This is a genomic window from Enterobacter sp. CM29 (assembly GCF_013179605.1).
In the GTDB taxonomy this organism is placed as follows: Bacteria; Pseudomonadota; Gammaproteobacteria; order Enterobacterales; family Enterobacteriaceae; genus Enterobacter; species Enterobacter intestinihominis.
In genome coordinates, this window is the sequence record NZ_JABMCU010000353.1 from 1 (window position 1) to 1,388 (window position 1,388).

Sequence of the window (1,388 nt, forward strand, 5' to 3'; positions counted from 1 at the left end):
AATCCCGCTGCGCCACGGCGTGCTGGGCCAGGAAACGTGCGGGCCGGGCGGCATCTCCTACGGCATGCGCTCCATCGGCGGCGTGCTTGAGCTGGTAGATTATATGGAGCAGTACTCCCCGAAAGCGTGGATGCTGAACTACTCCAACCCGGCGGCGATTGTCGCGGAAGCCACGCGCCGCCTGCGTCCGAACGCGAAAATCCTCAACATCTGCGACATGCCGATCGGCATTGAAGGCCGTATGGCGCAAATCGTCGGCCTGAAAGACCGCAAAGAGATGCGCGTGCGCTACTACGGTCTGAACCACTTCGGCTGGTGGACGTCGATTGAAGATCTGAACGGATACGATCTGATGCCGAAATTGCGCGAATACGTGGCGAAAAACGGTTATGTTCCACCTTCGGAAGATGCGCATACTGAAGCGAGCTGGAACGATACCTTCGCCAAGGCCAAAGACGTACAGGCGCTGGATCCGGACACCATGCCGAACACCTACCTGAAGTATTACCTGTTCCCGGACTATGTGGTCGCCCATTCCAACCCGGAGCGTACCCGCGCCAATGAAGTGATGGATCACCGTGAGAAGCATGTATTCAGTTCATGCCGGGCGATTATCGAAGCCGGTCATTCTTCTGCCGGTGAACTGGAAATCGACGAACATGCGTCGTACATCGTCGATCTGGCGACCGCGATTGCCTTTAACACCCAGGAACGCATGTTGCTGATTGTGCCTAACAATGGGGCTATCCATAATTTTGACGCCGACGCGATGGTAGAAATTCCGTGTCTGGTCGGCCACAACGGACCGGAGCCGCTGACCGTGGGTGATATTCCGCACTTCCAGAAAGGGCTCATGAGCCAGCAGGTGGCGGTGGAAAAACTGGTGGTGGACGCCTGGGAGCAGCGCTCGTATCAGAAACTCTGGCAGGCGATTACCCTGTCGAAAACCGTACCGAGCGCATCGGTGGCGAAGGCGATTCTGGACGATCTGATTGAAGCTAATAAGGATTACTGGCCAGAGCTGCACTAATCTTTCTGACCGGCATCGCCAGATGCCGGTCTCCTTGTCCTGGCTGAATTACGCTATGCTGAAGCCTGCATGATGCACGACAAGGAACCTTCATGAACATTTCCCGCCTCGGTGAAGCGCCGGACTACCGCTTCTCACTGGCTAACGAACGCACGTTCTTAGCGTGGATCCGCACCGCCCTGGGCTTTCTGGCCGCAGGCGTCGGCCTTGATCAGCTCGCCCCCGATTTTGCCACTCCGTTGATTCGCGAAGTGCTGGCCCTGCTGCTGTGCCTGATTGCCGGCGTGCTGGCGATTTATGGCTATCTGCGCTGGCTGAGAAATGAAAAAGCGATGCGTCTGAAGCAGGATCTCCCCTA

General features: G+C 57.1%; 2 protein-coding genes. Both read left to right on the forward strand.

The features are described 5' to 3' along the window. Positions 1–1,030: 6-phospho-alpha-glucosidase (locus tag HP459_RS22950; protein WP_171936925.1), on the forward strand; the 1,030-nt coding region annotated here is incomplete at its 5' end. Between the two features lie 92 nt (positions 1,031–1,122). Continuing rightward, a partial coding sequence (locus HP459_RS22955; RefSeq protein ID WP_171936926.1) for a YidH family protein occupies positions 1,123–1,388 on the forward strand: 266 nt, incomplete at its 3' end.